Raw genomic sequence first — 16,209 nt, 5'->3', positions numbered from 1 at the left:
CAGTGATGCCCGCGAAAGTCCTTCGCTGTCCAGTGCTTAGGCCGCTATAAGCAGTGCAAAGAGGCGGGCTGCCGGGAGGAACAGATGAAGCTGTCGCGACGGACGATTTTGCAAGGGGCTGCGAGCGTGCCTTTCGCACTTGCGAGCTTGCGGACGGACGCGCTTGCCCAGACCGCGCCCGCCGCCGCGGCGGGCACCGAGCTGCCGCCGATTCTGTTCGTCCACGGCAATGGCGATTACGGCGCGCTCTGGATGACCACCTTGTGGCGGATGGAGTCGAATGGCGTCGCACGCGATCGCATGATGGCGATCAATTTCACCGACCCCCTGGCGCGCAACGACGACAAGGTCGAGCAGGCGGGCCGCTCCTCGACCGAGGACCAGCGCCGTGAGCTTGCTGCCGCCATCGCTGAACTGAAGCGCCGCACCGGCGCGCCTCGCGTGGCGCTGGTCGGCAGCTCGCGCGGCGGCAACGCCATCCGCAACGTCATCAGGAACGGCGGCGCCGGCGATGTCAGCCATGCCGTGCTGTGCGGCACGCCCAATCACGGCGTGTTCGCGACCGACGACCAGCCCAACAACGAGTTCAACGGCCGCGGCACGTTCCTGCGCAGCCTGAACGAGGGCGAGAGCGAGGTGACGCCGGGCGTTGCTTTCCTCACGCTGCGCAGCGATGGCATGGACAAATATGCGCAGAGCGACGGCCGCTTCATCGGCAAGCCCGGCACGCCGACCAATGTCACGGCCGAAGGGCCGGAGCTGAAGGGCGCCACCAATCTCGTGCTCGGCGCGCTCGACCATCGCGAGGTGGCTTTTCACCCGCGCGCGTTCCGGGAGATCTACAAGTTCATCGCTGGCCGTGAGCCTGCGCGCATCGCGATCGCGCCGGAGGCCAGTGTGACATTGAGCGGCCTGGTCACCGGCACGCCGGGCGGCGCGCCGACCAATCGCCCGGTCGCGGGTGCAACCGTCGATGTCTTCCGTGTCGATCCTGATACCGGTGAGCGCAAAGCCGGTGTGCTGCACAGCTCGAAGACGGGCTCCGATGGCCGCTGGGGGCCGGCGCAGGTCGATCCCGCCTGGTCGCTCGAATTCGTGCTGACCTCGCCGGATGCGCCGACGACGCACATTTATCGCTCGCCCTTCCCGCGCTCGTCCGAGGTCGTGCATCTGCGGCCTGCGCGCCCGCTCGGGCCGGCCGACAAGGACGCCGGCGCCGTCGTGATCATGTCGCGTCCGCGCGGCTATTTCGGCCTGCCGCGCGACGTGGTGCTGCTTGACGGCAAGGAGCCGGCCGACGTCAAGCCGGGCGTGCCCACGGATGCGGCAGCAACCCTGCGGCTTCCCGCCAGCGAGGTTGGCCGTAACATCGTGGCCCAATTCGGCGAAGAACGAATTGTGGCACGCGCCTGGCCTGCGTCCGAGAACCGGATTGCCATTGCCGAGCTGACTTACTAGCTATTTACCTGTCCCACCCTGCGGGAGAGAGCCATGAATATCGCCAGCGTGCGTCGGCCCATCATCCCTCCGGCTCCCCCGCGTGCGCCCGACGATATGTCGTTCTTCGGCCGGCTCGCGGTTATCCGGCAGAACATGATCGCGACCTGGGGGCAGCGCGCCTATGAGGAAGAGGTCATCCCGGGCCGCTTCTTCTTCCGCAACAGCTTCATCCTGAACCAGCCGGACGCGATCCGGCACGTCCTGCTCAGCAACTACGAGAACTACACGCGCACGCCGGCCGGCATCCGTATGCTGCGCCCCGTGCTCGGCGACGGCCTTCTGATCGCGGAAGGTCATTCCTGGACGTTCCAGCGCCGCACACTCGCGCCGGCCTTCACGCCGCGCGCGACCGCGAACCTCGTTCCGCATATGACGGCGGTGCTCGACGAGACCATCGCCAGGCTGGACGCGAAAACCGGGGAGCCGGTCGACCTGCGCCAGATCATGCAGCGCATGACGCTCGAGATCGCCGGGCGCACGATGTTCTCGTTCGGCATGGACCAGCACGGCGCGACGCTGCGCGACTTCATCATGGAATATGCCGCGCGGTTGGGACGTCCCTATTTCCTCGACATGGTGCTGCCGGTGTCCTGGCCGAGCCCGATGGATTTTGCCCGCGCCCGTTTCCGCAAGCGCTGGACCGAGTTCGTGGCCATGCTGATCGCCGAGCGGCGTAAGGCCGGCAAGAAGGACGGCGCGCCACCGCGCGACCTGTTCGATCTCATGGACGAGGCACGCGATCCCGAAACGGGCAAGGGCTTCTCGGACGAGCAGCTCGTCGACGAGGTCGCGACCATGATCCTCGCCGGCCACGAGACCACGGCAACGGCGCTGTTCTGGGCGCTCTACCTGCTCGCGCTCGATCCTGAAACGCAGGAGGAGGTGGCGTCCGAGACCCGCGGCGAGCATCTCGACAGCATGGCCGACATCGATCGCCAGAAATTTACCCGCGCGGTGATCGACGAGACGATGCGGCTCTATCCGCCGGCCTTCCTGGTCGCGCGTGCCGCGCGCGACAAGGACAACGCGGCGGGCGTCGAGATCGGCAAGGGCGACATCATCATGATCGCGCCCTGGCTGTTGCACCGGCACGAGAAGCTGTGGGATCAGCCGAACGCCTTCATTCCAAAGCGCTTCATGTCGAAGGAGGCACCGGACCGTTTTGCTTACCTGCCGTTCGGCGCGGGTCCGCGCGTCTGCATCGGCGCGCCGTTCGCCCAGGCCGAATCCGTGCTGGCGCTGGCGCGGTTGATCGGCGCATTTCGTGTCGAGCTCGCCGACCCCGCGACCGCCGTGATCCCGCTTGGCGTCGTCACCACCCAGCCGGACCACTCACCCATGTTCCGCATCACGCGTCGGTGACAGGCGCCCGTCTGGCCGTTGGCGTGACCCACCCTAGATAGAGTTTCGCCATGAGCGACATCCAGGCCCAGTTCTCCGTTCTGAAGCAGACCGCCGACCCAGAGGTGGTCGATGCGATCGCGCAGCTGATCGCCAATGGTCATGATCGCGATCTCAACCGTATCAATGTGCTCGATTTTGCCGATCGTACCGGGCTCGATCAGGAGAAGGTCATTTCCGGATTCCTGCACGCCTCACGGCTCGGCCTGTTCGACATGAGCTGGAACGTGCTGTGTCCGGGCTGCGGTGGTGTCTTGGGCGCGCATGCAACGTTGAAATCGCTGAAGCACGAGGACTACAACTGCGCTCTCTGTGCGGCCGGATACGAGGCGTCCGTCGACGAGATGGTCGAAGTCGCCTTCACCGTCAGTCCGCGGGTCCGCCGCATCGGGGCTCACGATCCCGACACGCTGCCGATCTGGGAATATGTGCGACAGATGTTCTGGAGCTCGGGTGTCGACATCAACGAGGAATCGTTTTCACGCCTGATCAACGAAGTGACGCTTGAAGCGCTCGAACTGCCTGCGGGAGAAAAGGCGATCCTCTCGCTGAACCTGCCCAGCCAGTTCATCATCGTTTTCGAGCCGGTCACCCATTCCGCCCACTTCCTGGATGTCCAGGGTGAGCCGACCAGCGAACGCCAGCAGCTTTCGATCATGTTCAACAAGCTGGAGGCGCCCACGGGGACCACCGTGATGCGTCCCGGACCGCTGCGTCTCACGCTCGAGAACCAATCAGGCAATCGCGTGTTGCCGTCGGTCTGGATTGCCGCCGACGCGTTGCATGAGATGATCGGCAAGCGCAAGCCGATCCTGACCGCCAAGCGGATGCTTTCCAATCAGACCTTCCGTGACGTCTTCAAGGCCGACAATCTCAACGTCGACCAGCGGCTGAAGATCACGTCCCTGACGTTCCTGTTCACCGACCTGAAGGGCTCGACGGCCTTGTACGAGCGCGTCGGCGATCTCAGTGCCTTCGATCTCGTGCGAGCGCATTTCCGTGCGCTGCTGGAGATCATCGCGGCCGAGAAGGGCGCGGTGGTGAAGACGATCGGCGATGCCGTCATGGCGACCTTCGTCAGGCCCGAGCACGCCATCACCGCGGGACTGCACATGCGTGCAGCCATGGACGAATTAAACAAGCAACGCGGCGCCAACGATCTCATTCTCAAGATCGGCATCCATGAAGGCCCCTGCCTTGCGGTGATGCTCAACGAGCGGCAGGATTATTTCGGCCAGACCGTCAACATCGCCGCCCGCGTGCAGAGCCTGTCCACCGCGCAGGAGATCCACATCACCGGCCCGGTGCTCGACGTGCCGGCGGTTGCCGAAATCCTTCAACAGCGCGAGATCAAGCCGATTCAGAAACAGGCCGCGCTCCGCGGCATCGCCGACAAGATGGTGGTGTACGAGATACCGTGAGACCAGCGGAATTTGCCACCATCTCCGTCATTGCGAGGAGCTCGCGACAAAATTGCGAAGCAATTTTGCGCTGATGCGACGAAGCAATCCAGGCTGTCTCCGCGGAAAGGGTTCTGGATTGCTTCGCTGCGCTCGCAATGACGCTGTAGAGGCAGATGGGTGATACATCCTCCATCGTCATGGCCGGGTCGGCCCTTGTCATGAGGCCGAAGGCACCTCCCAGATTGCCGAAACGTAATGCGCGCGCGGAACTGACGCACGTTGCGGCGGTTGAGTTTCCCGCTCATATAATGCTGGTAACGGCCGCGCTCCTTGCGGCGTCATCGATCTCGGTAGGACCTATGCTCGACGGCTTGCGCCAATTCATCGCCGACATTGTCGGTCCCCAAGCCCAGGACCGCGCCTTCGGCGACAGCGATTATCGGCTGGCCGCGACCGCGCTGCTGGTCCATGTGGTCTCGCTGGACGGCCAGCCCAGCGCGGCCGAGCAGCGCAAGCTGCACAGCCTGATCGAAAGCCATTTCGGGCTCGACCGCGGCACCGCTGACCGTCTGATCGCGGATGCCACCCAGGTCGAGGGTGAGGCCGTCGACCTCTATCACTTCACCAGCGTCATCATGCGCTCGCTCGACGAAGCGGGCCGCAAGCGGATCGTGCAGATGATGTGGGAGCTGGTCTATGCCGACGGAGAGGTCAGCGAGTTCGAGGACAATGTGGTCTGGCGCGCGTCCGATCTGCTCGGCATTTCCCAGCGCGACCGCATCGAGCTGAAGCACGCCGTTGCGGAGCGTGCCGGTGGCCAGGTCAAGGATCGCGCTGTCGGACCTGTCCCCGGCGGATTGCCTGGCCTGCGCGCCACATGACGAAACTTTAATGTAAGCCGGGCGGCCCCGCTTTTGCGGATTCGGCTGCAAATACCGGTCTTTGCTGATCCCCTGTCGCCTTCTCAAGCAGCCATGCTGCCTGCGCCGCTTGCGTGGCGCGTACGGCCTATGCTCTCGTTCAGCCATTGCCGGGGCCACAGACTTCAATTCAAGAGACTTCGATCGTGACTGAGCGGGTAACGTTGATCACCGGTGCCTCGGCGGGCATCGGGATGGAGCTGGCGCGTGTGTTTGCCGCCAATGGACATCGCCTCGCATTGACCGCGAGACGGGTGGATCGGCTCGAAGCGCTCGCGAGCGAGCTCGCCGCCAGGGGCGGCAAGAAGCCGATCGTGATCGCCTGCGACCTCGAGAACGCGGATGCCGGCGAGAGGATCGCCGCAGCACTTGCCGCCGAGGGCGTCGAGCTCGATCATCTCGTCAACAATGCCGGCTTCGGCGTGTTCGGCGATGCCATCGAGCGCGATCACGACACGCAGCTCGGCGTCGTCGACGTCAACGTCCGGGCCCTGACGGATCTGTCGCTGCGCTTCGCCGATCAACTCGTCCGGAACAAGGGCGGTCTTCTCAACGTCGGCTCGGTTGCAGGCTTCCTGCCCGGCCCCGGCATGGCCGTCTACTACGCGTCCAAGGCCTATGTGATCTCCTTCACCGAAGCATTGCGGGCGGAGCTCGCGCCCCGCGGCGTCCGCGTCACCGTGCTTTGCCCGGGCCCGGTGCCTACGGAATTCCAGGCCCGCGCCCGCGTTGGCTCGCAACATGACACGGCCGCCCTCAACGTCTCTGCCGACCAAGTTGCGCGCGAGGCCTATCGCGGCCTGATGGCCAACAAACGGGCAGTGCTGCCAGGTTTTGGCATCAAGATTGTGCCGTTCGCGCTGCGCTTCTTTCCGCGTGGCTTCATCCTGGCGGCCACCAGCCGGTTCCAGAGGCAGCGGCGCTGAATAACGCCGCCCGCGTCCGTAGTGGCCCGGAGCTTGCTTCAAGCACGCGGCGTGTGTGCGCAAACTCACACGATGTTAACTATCGCTTAGCTATGCTGGCGGTCTGAACCGATAGCACTCGCAGAGGCCATGTCGTTCCGGACGGACAGGTTTAGTGGCGCAGAGGTGGTCGCCTTCCCACAGAGGGCGCCGCGCGCCGCCGCCGCTGAAACCCGGCTGCCGGTTCTGATCGTCCTGCATCAGGAGTGCTCGACGCCCGGCCGCGTCGGCAATGCGCTGCGCGCGCTCGGCCATCGCCTCGACATCCGCCGTCCCCGCTTCGGCGATCCCCTGCCCGAGACGCTCGATCAGCACGCCGGCGCCGTGATCTTCGGCGGCCCGATGAGCGCCAACGATCCCGACGATTACATCCGTCGCGAGATCGACTGGATCGAAATTCCGCTCCGCGAACAGCGGCCGTTGCTCGGCATTTGCCTCGGTGCGCAGATGTTGGCGATGCAGCTCGGGGCCCGTGTCGCGCCGCATGCGCAGGCGCTGACGCAGATCGGCTACTATCCGATCAGGCCGACCGCCGCAGGCCGCGCGCTCTGCCCGCATTGGCCGGCGCAGGTCTATCATTGGCATCGCGAGGGCTTTGAGCTGCCGCTCGGCGCCGACTTGCTCGCCGAAGGCGATGATTTCCCGGTGCAGGCGTTCCGCGCCGGCAATGCTTTCGGTGTGCAGTTCCACCCCGATGTGACCTACGCGATGATGTGCCGCTGGACCACGCGCGGCTACGACGGCTTCAGCGCGCCTGGGGCGCGGCAGCGGCATCATCACTTCGCGGATCGTGCCGTCTACGATGTCGCCGAACGCGCCTGGCTCGATCATTTCATCGACGGCTGGTTGGAGCGCCGGCCGGTGCTGGCGCAAGCCGCCGAGTGATCGCGCCTTCGCGCAAGTCCTTGCCTCTTCCCTGGATATGCTAGGCTCTCTGCAAACGATCGCGCACCAATGCGTGCCGGCAAGCAAGGGAGAGCGCCGTGGCCTACGAACACATTCTCTATGAGGTGAGCGACAAGATCGCGACCATCACGCTCAATCGCCCCGATCGAATGAATGCATGGACGCCGATCATGGAGCGCGACGTGCGCCACGCGATGGAGGCGTCGAACGCCGACGACAACGTCCGCGTCATCGTCCTCACCGGCGCGGGCCGCGCCTTCTGCGCCGGCGCCGACATGGATGCGCTGAAGGGCCTCGATCCCAACGACGTCAGGCGTGCCTCGAACCTGCCGCCGTTCGACATGAATCGCCGGCCGGACTGGCAGACGCGGTACGGCTACTATCCTTCGATCAAGAAGCCGGTCATCGCGATGCTGAATGGCGCCACGGCCGGCATCGGCCTCGTGCATGCGCTCTATTGCGACCTGCGCTTTGCCGCCGACAACACCGTGTTCACCACCGCCTTCGCGCGGCGCGGCCTGATCGCCGAGCACGGCATCAGCTGGATGCTGCCGCGCATCGTCGGCCACGCCAATGCGCTGGATCTGTTGCTCTCGGCGCGGCGCGTCTCCAGCGATGAGGCGTTGCGGATCGGGCTGGTCAACCGGCTCTCTCCACCGGAGAAGCTGCGCGAGGACACTTACGCTTACGCGCGCGATCTCGCCGATTTCGTCTCTCCGAGCGCGATGGCCGTGATCAAGCGTCAGCTCTACGAGGTGCCGTTCCAGACGCTGGCCGAGGCGACGATCGAGGCCAACCGCGAAATGATGGTGGCGTTGAACGGGAGCGATTTCCGCGAGGGTGTAGCGAGCTTCATGGAGAAGCGGCCGCCGAGGTTTACGGGGAGGTAGGGGATTCGGAGGGAGCCCGGCTCCGCCCTTCGGGCTACGCTGCGGCAGCCCTCGCTGGCTTCGCTGCGATAGAGTTCGACGTGGCTTGCCGAGCCGAAGCTGGCGAAGCCAGCGAAGGCTGGTGGAGCCAGGCGGGATCGAACCGCCGACCTCGTCATTGCGAACGACGCGCTCTCCCAGCTGAGCTATGGCCCCTTTGCTGGCCGCTCTGGTGAACGCGGCCGACAACCGGGCGCCATTTAAGTCCCCGCCAAGGTCAAGTCAAGGACGCGTGTAACCGGGTTTTAGCCATCCGGGCGCCGACTTCCCTTGTTTGGGCCGGGGGGAACCGATATCTAGCAACGGGGCGTCAATCCCGACCGAGCCAGAGTTTTCAAAAGCCAGAGGCCTCAAAAGCCATGCGTGCCGTTCTCGACATCGTCATCATCGTGCTCGATCTCTACGTCTGGCTGCTGATCGCCTCCGCGATCCTGTCCTGGCTGATCGCCTTCAACGTGGTCAACACCCGCAACCAGTTCGTCTCGGCAGTGGCGGAGTTCCTGTACCGGATCACCGAGCCCCTGCTTGCGCCGATTCGCAATTTCCTGCCCAGTCTCGGCGGTCTCGACATCTCGCCGATCATCCTGATCCTGATCATCATGTTCATCGAGCGGGTGATTCTGTACTACATCTACCCGAACGTGATCTAAGCGGGCGGGAGCGCCTTGGTTGCCAACAAGGAGCCTTGGCGCTACTCGGCCGCAGGGATCAGCATCGCGCTGCGGGTGACGCCGCGCGGAGGCCGCGACGACGTCGACGGGATCGAGCAACTTTCGGATGGCCGCAGCGTGCTCAAGGTGCGGGTGCGCGCCATCGCCGATGGCGGCGAGGCCAACAAGGCCGTTCTGTTGCTGCTGGCGAAATCACTCGACGTGCCCAAGGCCAGCGTGAAATTGCTATCCGGAGCCACGTCGCGGCTGAAACAGATCGCAGTCGACGGCGATCCGGCGCGGCTCGGCGAAGCCCTGCGCCAGCTTGTATCGGCCAAATCGAAGGACTGAGGGAACTGACATGACCGCTGAGATCATCGATGGAAAAGTCATTGCGGCAGAACTCCGTGGCCGCGTCACTGAGGAGGTCGCCCGCGTCAAGCGCGAGCACAACCTGGTGCCGGGCCTTGCAGTGGTCCTGGTCGGCAATGACCCCGCCAGCGAGGTCTATGTCCGCTCAAAACACACCCAGACTCAGGCCGCGGGCATGGCCTCGTTCGAGCACAAGCTGCCGGCCGACGTCTCGCAGGCAGATCTGCTGGCGCTGGTCGCAAAGCTCAACCGCGATCCCGCCGTGCACGGCATTCTCGTGCAATTGCCGTTGCCGAAGGGATTGAACACCGGGGCCGTCATCAACGCCATCGATCCCGGCAAGGACGTCGACGGGCTGCATCCGAACAATGCTGGCCGGCTCGCCGGCGGCTTCGATGCGCTGTCGCCCTGCACGCCGCTCGGCTGCATCATCCTCACCAAGAGCGTGCATGCCTCGCTGGAGGGCATGAACGCGATCGTCATCGGCCGTTCGAACCTGGTCGGCCGCCCGCTCGTGCAATTGCTGCTGAACGAGAACGCCACGGTGACGATCGCGCATTCGCGCTCGCGCGATCTGCCCGGCCTCGTGAAGAAAGCGGACCTCGTCTATGCCGCGGTTGGAAGACCAGAGATGGTGCGCGGCGACTGGCTGAAGCCGGGCGCGACCGTGATCGATGTCGGCATCAACCGCATTCCGAAGGAGGACGGCAAGACGCGCCTCGTCGGCGACGTCGCCTATCAGGAAGCGCTTGCCGTTGCCGGCGCGATCACGCCGGTGCCGGGCGGTGTCGGCCAGATGACGGTAGCGTGCCTCCTGGTGAACACGCTGCGCGCGGCGTGTGCCATCGCAGGGCTGCCGAAGCCGGCGGTGTAAGCAAGCTCTCGCGTCCCGGACGCGGCGCGGCATAAAATGACGCGACGCTGAGCCGGGACCCATGGCGCCACCGTACTGGGCCCCGGCTCAGCAGCGCATCGTTTCACGCTGCGCTGCGTCCGGGGCACGGAAGCCTAGCCCTTCTTCTTCTTCTCGCGCTCGATGCCTTCGAGGATCAGCTTGTGCGCCTCCTCCGGGCCGCCCCAGCGCAGGATCTTCACCCACTTGCCCTTCTCGAGATCCTTGTAGTGCTCGAAGAAGTGCTGGATCTGCTGCAGCGTGATGTCGGGCAGGTCGGAGTACGATTTCACCTTGTCGTAGCGCTGCGTCAGCTTGGACGACGGCACCGCCAGGATCTTCTCGTCGCCGCCGGCTTCGTCTTCCATGAACAGCACCCCGACCGGGCGCACGCTCATGACGGCGCCGGGGATGATGGCGCGGGTGTTGATGATCAGCACGTCGCAAGGGTCGCCGTCATCCGACAACGTGTGCGGGATGAAGCCGTAATTACCGGGGTAACGCATCGGCGTATAGAGGAAGCGGTCGACCACCAGCGTGCCGGCCTCCTTGTCCATCTCGTACTTGATCGGTTCGCCGCCCACGGGGACCTCGATGATGACGTTGACATCGTGGGGGACGTTTTTTCCGATCGAGACCGCATCGATACGCATTCAAGGCTCCGTTGTTGCCGAGGATAAATCGCGCCCGGCAGCGATTTTGGCGCTGTCATACGCGGGCTTGGCCCGCTGATCCATCGCGTTTTTGTGAAATAATGAATCCGGCGATCACCGGCTCGAGCGGCCGGCGGTATCGACGGATGGGAACGCTGCCCGATTAGGGTTTCAGCAGCTCAATTGGTCCAAGCGAAGGCAACCTTGTCGAGCGCCTTCGGCCCGAACCGCTCCGACGAGCGTGCCACCATGCGGCCACCCAAGGCCCGGTAGAACTCGGTGGCGGGGTCGTTGTCCGAGAGCGCCCACACCACCATGCTCTTCAGGCCGCTCTGCATGAGGTCGCGGCGGGCGGCGGCGAACAGGCGGCGGCCGAAGCCGAGGCCCTGAAATTCGGGCCGCAGATACAGCTCGTAGATCTCGCCGTCGAAATGCAGGCTGCGGGCCCGGTTGCGACCGTAATTGGCGTAGCCTGCGATCTTGTCGCCGAACACCAGCACGCTGACGCGGCTGCCTTTGCGGATCGCGCTGTCCCACCACTGCGGACCGCGGCGGTTGATCAGCTTCTCCAGCTCGGCCCCGGGAATGATGCCCTGATAGGCCGAACGCCAGGCTTCGTCATGGGTCGACGCCACCGCAGTTGCATCTGCGGCTTTGGCCGGCCGGACCTCGATCAGGGTTGTGCTCATGGACGCGATCAAACCAAGTCGCCGCGTCGGCGGCAAGACCTATCGTTAATTATCGGTTAACCTGTGGACTTTCTGCATCAGTATTTCGGCCATGTTGTGCCGAAAGAGGACAAGCCGCCATGTCAAACGCCAACCGCAGGGCCGGCGTCGGTGCAAAACTACGTCGCGGCAACGAGGGGACGGCAATGGCACCGCAGAAAGTCGGCCGATAATGATTCGTTCCTACTAATCTGGCTGTCGCTGTTCGCGCTCGCTCTCGGCAATTCATGCGGCTCCTCAACATCATCGCGCTCCTGCCTCTGCTGGCTTTGCTGACTGCGCCGCCTCTGTGTGCGCAGGTCAGGTTTGGTCCATCGGGAGAGGAGGGCGCGCCGTTGCGTCGGCAGGACTGGCGCGTGCCCACGCCGGATACCGAGCTTGGCGCGCATGCCGTGCTGTTTCGCCCCTCCGGCCCAGGTCCGTTCCGGCTCGCGGTGATCGCCCACGCCTCGACGCAGAACACGTTGCGTCGGGCGCAAATGCCGCAGCCGGAATACCGTCCGCTTGCCGCCTATCTCGTCGCGCGCGGCTTTGCCGTGCTGGTGCCGGAGCGGCCCGGCCATGGTGCAACCGGCGGCCGCTACCTCGAGGATCAGGGCGGCTGCGACGAAGCCGATTACGCACGCTCGGGCCGCGCAACGGCCGACGCAATCTCGCGGGCGCTGGTTCATCTGCAAAAGCAGGACTTCATCCGCAAGGACGGCGCGATCGTGATCGGCCATTCCGCCGGCGGATGGGGTGCGGTGGCGCTTGCCAATGCCGATCCGAAGGTGATCTCCGCCATCACGGTGTTTGCTCCGGGACGCGGCGGCCATGCCAATGATGAGCCGAACAGAATCTGCGCGCCGCATACGCTGCTCGCCGCGGCAGCGGAGTTCGGCAAGACCGCGCGCATTCCCGTCACCTGGCTTGTTGCGCGCAATGACAGCTATTTCGCGCCTGCATTCTCGCACAAACTCGTCGATGCGTTTCGCGGCACTGGCGGCAAGGCCGAGTTTCGCCCGCTGCCGGCCGTCGGCAGCGAAGGCCATTGGATGATCGAAACCGAAGCCGGCGTCAAAGCCGCCGGCAGCGAGCTCGCGCGCGTGCTGAACCCGCGCAAGCCTGTGGCGACCAAGAAGCCATGACGCTGTATTTCCTGGTCAAATTTGTTCACGTGCTCGGCGCCATCGTCATTCTCGGCACCGGGACCGGCATCGCCTTCTTCATGCTGATGGCGCATCGCACGCAGGATCCGGAGTTCATCGCCCGCACCGCTTCGGTCGTCGTCATCGCGGACGCGATCTTCACGCTGTCGGCCGTGATCCTCCAGCCGGTCAGCGGCGGCGTGCTGATGATGCTGTCGGCGACGTCGATCGCGGAGCGCTGGCTGCTGGCCTCACTCGCGCTCTATGCGATTGCCGGGTTGTTCTGGGTGCCGGTGGTGTTCATGCAGATCGAGATGCGCGACCTCGCGCGCAAGGCTGCTGCGCAGCGCAGTGCGCTGCCACAGCGCTATTTCGTGCTGTTCCGCCGTTGGTTCGCGTTCGGCTTCCCCGGCTTCGGGGCGACGATGGCCATCCTGTGGCTGATGATCGCGAAACCGTTTTGAGACACGTGATGAACCAGCGCACCATTCTCGTGCTCGGCGCCTCCGGCCTGATCGGCCGCTTCATCACCGACGATCTGCGCACGCGGGGCTTTCGCGTCGTCGGCGTGGCGCGGAGCCTGTCGCCGGCGCAGAGGATGAGCGCGCTGGACATCGAGCTGCCGATCCTCATCCTCGACGCGGCCGCGCTGATGCGTTTCCTCAGCGAGCATGCGGTGGACGTCGTCGTGAACTGCCTCGGCGTGCTCCAGGATGGCCCCGGCAGCAACACGAGCGCGGTGCATCGCGATTTCGTCGCGCGGCTGCTTCAGGCGATCGGCGGCTGCGGCCGCGCAATCCGACTGGTGCACATCTCGATCCCCGGCGCCGCGGAGGCGGATCGCACCGCCTTCGCCACGACCAAGCGCGAGGCCGAGCGCCTGATCGGGGCTAGCGGCATTCCCCACGCCATCCTGCGGCCCGGCTTCGTGGTCGCACCCTCAGCCTATGGCGGCAGCGCCATGCTCCGCACGCTTGCTGCCTTTCCGATCGATTTGCCGGCCAAGGAAATGGCAACGCCATTCCAGCCCGTGGCGATCGAGGATATTTCGGTGACCATCGCCTGGCTCGCGGCATGCGACATCGACGGTGCCTCGTTAAGGGCGGTGAGCTGGGACCTGATGGCGGCCGAACCGGTCACCATGGCCGGCGTCATCAAGCCGTTTCGCCTTGCATTCGGCACGGCCGGCTGGCCGCGCATCGCGATGCCGCGCCTCATGCTCGATCTCGGCGCGAAACTCGGTGATATCGCCAGCCATCTCGGCTGGATGCCGCCGATGCGCTCCACCGCCATTGCCGAGCTCCGTCGCGGCGTGACAGGCGATCCGTCAGCGTGGATCGCCGCGACGGGCATCGCGCCGAAGACGCTGCCTGAGACGATCGGACGCCATCCTGCCAGCATCCAGGACAAATGGTTCGCGCGCCTGTTTCTGGTCAAGGCGCTGATCTTCGCAAGCCTGGTCGCGTTCTGGGTCGTCTCCGGTTTCATCGCCTTGTTCGTGTCCTATCCTGCCGCCGCCGGCATCTTGAGCGCGCACAATTTTCCGCCCGCGCTGGTCGATCCCATCACCATCGGCACCAGCCTGATGGACATGAGCATCGGCGTATTGATCGCCTTCCGCCGCACCGCGGCGGTCGGGCTCGTCACGGGAATCGTCGCCTCGCTCGGGTATATGGTGGGCGCGGCGATCCTGACGCCCGACCTGTGGATCGAACCGCTCGGCGCGCTGGTGAAAACCGGGCCGGCGATCGTGCTGATGCTCGTTGCGTTGCTCATCCTGGATAACCGATAGCGTTTTCGAGCGAAGTGGATTCCGGTTCGCATGAAGAAAACGCGTCAAAAAGAGAGTCTGATGCGAAAATGGCCCGACGATGACGTTATCTTGTTCGACGGCATCTGCATCTTCTGCTCACGCTGGGTACGCTTCGTCGCCAAGCGGGATGAGGCGAGGCGCTTTCGCTTCACGCCGATCCAGTCGGACTATGGGGCGCGGTTGGCGCGCACGTTCGGTATCGACCCCGATGATCCCGATACCAATGCGGTGATCCATGGCGGCGAAGTGTTCATGAAGTCGGATGCTGCGCTGACGGTGCTGTCGCAGCTCCCCGGCTGGGGCTGGGTGCGTGGGCTGTTCGCCGTGCCGAAGCCGCTGCGGGACCTCGTGTACAGCCTCGTCGCGCACAACCGCTATCGCATCTTCGGCAAGTACGATGCCTGCTTCGTGCCCGACGCGGATTTGCGGGCGCGGGTGATCGAATAATTCGTCATTGCGAGCGCAGCGAAGCAATCCAGAATCTCTCCGCGGTGGCAGTCTGGATTGCTTCGCTACGCTCGCAATGACGGAAGTGTGGAGCTACGACGTTCCCAGAGTCGCGAGCACTTCCCCCGCCGCTCGCTCGCCACTGTCCCGCGCGCCATGCGCCGTCGTGAAGAAGGTTGGGGACGTCGCTTCCCCCGCAAAAAATAATCGCCCATCCACCGGCGCGGCCAGCACAGCGCGATCTCCGGCATGCCCCGGCAATGCATGCGAATACGACCCCCGCGCAAAGGGATCGCGAGCCCAGCGGGACTCGCAGAGCGGCTTCAGCTTGCGCCGGATATCGTTGCCGAGGAAACCCGCGATCTCGTTGATAGCTTGCGCGGCGATTGCGCCGTCGCCGGCATCTTCCAGCTCGCGGGCAAAGCTGCCGCCGAAAAAGCCCTCGATGCAGGGCTGGCCGAACGGGCGGATGTGGTAGGTGCCCATGTCGGTGCGCATGGTGGCGCCGCGTAAGTTGCCCTCCTTCGGGAAAGCCTCGGCGTCGTCGAGCCCCAGTGTCACCTTGTCGTCGACGCCGAGCGGCAGGCCGGCCGCTGCGTTCACCTTTGCGGGGAGCGGCGGTGAGAAGCGGATCGCTTCATCGGCGATCAGATTGGTCGGCACGGTGACGATCACCTTGTTTGCGGTCAGCGTGCCCTGGGACGTCTCGATGCGGATGCGCTTGTCCGAGTGATCGATCAGCGTGACGTTGCAGTTCAGCGCCACCGGGCAGGGCGCACCATAAGCCGCAATCAGCGCGCCGTAGCCGCGGCGAACGCGCCAATTGAAGTTCGTATCCTCATAAGCGTCCCAGTCCAGCGTCGACATATCCTTCAGCTCGCAGCCGTTGATATAGGTCGAGATCGCGTCGATCATCGGATTCCAGCGATTGCCAGGCTCCAAATGCGAGCTCGTGGGCTCGTCCTTGCCCGTTTGCGCGGCCTTCCACACGCGCTGGTAAAAGGCGTCCATCGCACGCATGAAATCGTCGCGCTCGCTTTCCGGAAAGGCGTTGCCATAGGCGCGCTCGCGCCAGGGCGGCAGGTCCTTGTTCAGCTCGAAACCGAGCTGTCGCGCGATCGGCACGAAGGAGTTCTTGTCCGCCGAATGCAGCCAGCCGCAGCCGACGTCGAACGTCACCTCGGGCGAGGCTTGCACCGTCCAGGCCCGGCCGCCGAGCCGGTCACGGGCCTCCAGCACGATGACGGAGAGGCCGGAGCCGTGCAACGCATGGGCTGCGCCGAGACCGGCGGCACCAGCGCCGATGATCGCAACGTCGACGGAGGAGGGGAGAGAGGTCATGGACGGGCTCTAGCACGTTCGCCGGGTGTGCTGAAGCCGCCACAAGTCGGCTGTCATCACCCGCGCAGGCGGGTGATCCAGTATTCCAGAGGCAGTCGTTATAGAGCCGAGAAGCCGCGGCGTACTGGATGCCCCGGTCAAGCCGGGGCATGACAGTCGTTG

The 16,209-nt window shown here is 64.9% G+C and carries 17 protein-coding genes and 1 tRNA gene; 14 read left to right on the top strand and 4 right to left on the bottom strand.

The annotated features are described in order from the left end of the window. Positions 1-84: 84 nt before the first annotated feature. The 7 genes from AB7M16_RS18610 to AB7M16_RS18580 all read left to right on the top strand — a co-directional run bounded on the left by AB7M16_RS18610 (position 85) and on the right by AB7M16_RS18580 (position 7,985). Positions 85-1,458: a hydrolase gene (locus AB7M16_RS18610; protein ID WP_260381428.1), complete on the top strand. Its 1,374-nt coding sequence runs from the start codon at positions 85-87 to the stop codon at positions 1,456-1,458. Positions 1,459-1,491: 33 nt separating this feature from the next. Beyond that, positions 1,492-2,862, top strand: a complete 1,371-nt coding sequence (locus AB7M16_RS18605) for a cytochrome P450 (RefSeq protein ID WP_439365042.1) — start codon at positions 1,492-1,494, stop codon at positions 2,860-2,862. A 50-nt stretch (positions 2,863-2,912) separates the two neighbouring features. Beyond that, on the top strand, positions 2,913-4,322 hold the full coding sequence (locus tag AB7M16_RS18600) for an adenylate/guanylate cyclase domain-containing protein (protein WP_172787887.1): 1,410 nt from the start codon (positions 2,913-2,915) through the stop codon (positions 4,320-4,322). 341 nt (positions 4,323-4,663) lie between these two features. Continuing rightward, positions 4,664-5,185 carry a tellurite resistance TerB family protein gene (locus AB7M16_RS18595; RefSeq protein ID WP_172787902.1) on the top strand — a complete coding sequence of 174 codons (522 nt, stop codon included), beginning with the start codon at positions 4,664-4,666 and terminating at the stop codon, positions 5,183-5,185. A gap of 185 nt (positions 5,186-5,370) precedes the next feature. After that, complete coding sequence (locus AB7M16_RS18590) at positions 5,371-6,150, top strand: SDR family NAD(P)-dependent oxidoreductase (protein WP_453944759.1); 780 nt, start codon at positions 5,371-5,373, stop codon at positions 6,148-6,150. Between the two features lie 129 nt (positions 6,151-6,279). Continuing rightward, the gene (locus AB7M16_RS18585; protein WP_453944758.1) at positions 6,280-7,074 is read left to right on the top strand and encodes a glutamine amidotransferase; all 795 of its coding nucleotides are present in this window, start codon (positions 6,280-6,282) and stop codon (positions 7,072-7,074) included. A gap of 98 nt (positions 7,075-7,172) precedes the next feature. Next, positions 7,173-7,985, top strand: a complete 813-nt coding sequence (locus AB7M16_RS18580) for an enoyl-CoA hydratase (protein ID WP_271510128.1) — start codon at positions 7,173-7,175, stop codon at positions 7,983-7,985. Between the two features lie 119 nt (positions 7,986-8,104). On the opposite strand, the gene AB7M16_RS18575 is transcribed toward AB7M16_RS18580, so the two are convergent. Continuing rightward, positions 8,105-8,180 (bottom strand) — tRNA-Ala (locus AB7M16_RS18575). A 203-nt stretch (positions 8,181-8,383) separates the two neighbouring features. Between AB7M16_RS18575 and AB7M16_RS18570 the strand changes: the two genes are divergently transcribed. The 3 genes from AB7M16_RS18570 to folD are packed head-to-tail and all read left to right on the top strand — an operon-like array spanning position 8,384 to position 9,920. Then, positions 8,384-8,674 (top strand): YggT family protein, encoded by a 291-nt coding sequence (locus AB7M16_RS18570; RefSeq protein WP_018645113.1) that lies wholly within the window; start codon positions 8,384-8,386, stop codon positions 8,672-8,674. 15 nt (positions 8,675-8,689) lie between these two features. Then, positions 8,690-9,025 (top strand): DUF167 domain-containing protein, encoded by a 336-nt coding sequence (locus AB7M16_RS18565; protein ID WP_172787891.1) that lies wholly within the window; start codon positions 8,690-8,692, stop codon positions 9,023-9,025. A 10-nt stretch (positions 9,026-9,035) separates the two neighbouring features. Then, positions 9,036-9,920 carry a bifunctional methylenetetrahydrofolate dehydrogenase/methenyltetrahydrofolate cyclohydrolase FolD gene (folD, locus tag AB7M16_RS18560; protein WP_453944757.1) on the top strand — a complete coding sequence of 295 codons (885 nt, stop codon included), beginning with the start codon at positions 9,036-9,038 and terminating at the stop codon, positions 9,918-9,920. Positions 9,921-10,054: 134 nt separating this feature from the next. Here folD and ppa read toward each other — a convergent pair whose 3' ends face one another. Further along, a complete protein-coding gene (gene ppa, locus AB7M16_RS18555) occupies positions 10,055-10,591 on the bottom strand; it encodes an inorganic diphosphatase (RefSeq protein WP_027573074.1) in 537 nt (178 codons plus the stop codon). Positions 10,592-10,770: 179 nt separating this feature from the next. Next, positions 10,771-11,280, bottom strand: coding sequence for a GNAT family N-acetyltransferase (locus AB7M16_RS18550; protein ID WP_024338772.1), 510 nt, complete (start codon positions 11,278-11,280; stop codon positions 10,771-10,773). Between the two features lie 266 nt (positions 11,281-11,546). Here AB7M16_RS18550 and AB7M16_RS18545 point away from each other — a divergent pair, with 266 nt between their 5' ends. Genes AB7M16_RS18545 through AB7M16_RS18530 form a run of 4 tightly spaced genes read left to right on the top strand, consistent with a single transcriptional unit; the run spans position 11,547 to position 14,706 of the window. Next, positions 11,547-12,446 carry an alpha/beta hydrolase family protein gene (locus AB7M16_RS18545; RefSeq protein ID WP_453944756.1) on the top strand — a complete coding sequence of 300 codons (900 nt, stop codon included), beginning with the start codon at positions 11,547-11,549 and terminating at the stop codon, positions 12,444-12,446. Next, a complete protein-coding gene (locus AB7M16_RS18540; RefSeq protein WP_212260390.1) occupies positions 12,443-12,910 on the top strand; it encodes a DUF2269 family protein in 468 nt (155 codons plus the stop codon). Before AB7M16_RS18545 ends, AB7M16_RS18540 begins: the two co-directional genes overlap by 4 nt. Before the next feature lie 8 nt (positions 12,911-12,918). Then, positions 12,919-14,238, top strand: a complete 1,320-nt coding sequence (locus AB7M16_RS18535) for a DoxX-like family protein (RefSeq protein ID WP_453944755.1) — start codon at positions 12,919-12,921, stop codon at positions 14,236-14,238. 60 nt (positions 14,239-14,298) lie between these two features. Continuing rightward, the gene (locus AB7M16_RS18530; protein WP_453944754.1) at positions 14,299-14,706 is read left to right on the top strand and encodes a thiol-disulfide oxidoreductase DCC family protein; all 408 of its coding nucleotides are present in this window, start codon (positions 14,299-14,301) and stop codon (positions 14,704-14,706) included. A 93-nt stretch (positions 14,707-14,799) separates the two neighbouring features. Here AB7M16_RS18530 and AB7M16_RS18525 read toward each other — a convergent pair whose 3' ends face one another. Next, positions 14,800-16,047, bottom strand: coding sequence for a flavin monoamine oxidase family protein (locus AB7M16_RS18525; protein ID WP_453944753.1), 1,248 nt, complete (start codon positions 16,045-16,047; stop codon positions 14,800-14,802). Positions 16,048-16,209 lie beyond the last annotated feature (162 nt).

Source organism: Bradyrhizobium sp. USDA 372, assembly GCF_053629095.1.
This window is presented reverse-complemented; position numbering and strand designations above follow the sequence as displayed.